1 protein-coding gene is annotated in these 522 nt (G+C 43.9%); it reads left to right on the forward strand.

Going from position 1 to position 522, the window contains the following annotated elements; translation table 11 throughout:
- Window positions 1-42 precede the first annotated feature (42 nt).
- Window positions 43-420, forward strand: a complete 378-nt coding sequence (gene grcA, locus AB4232_RS22050; protein ID WP_009848415.1) for an autonomous glycyl radical cofactor GrcA — start codon at window positions 43-45, stop codon at window positions 418-420.
- Window positions 421-522: the final 102 nt, after the last annotated feature.

A 522-nucleotide genomic window follows, 5' to 3' on the forward strand; every position in this document is an offset into this window, starting at 1 on the left:
AACACCATAATCAAACCACATAAAGTGGACTAGGAGATAGTTATGATCCAAGGTATTCAAATTACTAAAGCAGCAAACGACGACCTACTAAACTCAATCTGGCTACTAGATAGCGAGAAGAATGAAGCTCGTTGTGTTGTTGCTACTTCAGGTTTCGAAGCTGACCAAGTTATCTCAGCTGCAGACCTAGGCGAGTACGAAAGCCGTGAAGTTGCTATCGAAGCAGCACCACGCATCGAAGGTGGTCAACACCTAAACGTTAACGTTCTTAAGCGTGAAACGCTAGAAGATGCTGTTGCTCACCCAGAGAACTACCCACAGCTAACTATCCGTGTATCGGGTTACGCTGTACGTTTCAACTCTCTAACTACTGAACAGCAACGTGACGTTATCGCACGTACGTTCACTGAGTCTCTATAATTTATAGAGCTTGAATTAGAATACAAAAACGGCGCTCATTGAGCGCCGTTTTTATTTGTTCAACAATACCGATGTAGGTTACGGTTGAACTCGACGAAGCAC

This window comes from Vibrio sp. 10N.286.46.A8, from assembly GCF_041470165.1.
GTDB lineage: Bacteria > Pseudomonadota > Gammaproteobacteria > Enterobacterales > Vibrionaceae > Vibrio > Vibrio tasmaniensis_A.

Coding starts and splice junctions, on each gene's coding strand:
- grcA (WP_009848415.1), top strand. CDS start 43: ATGATCCAAGGTATTCAAATTACTAAAGCAGCAAACGACGACCTACTA.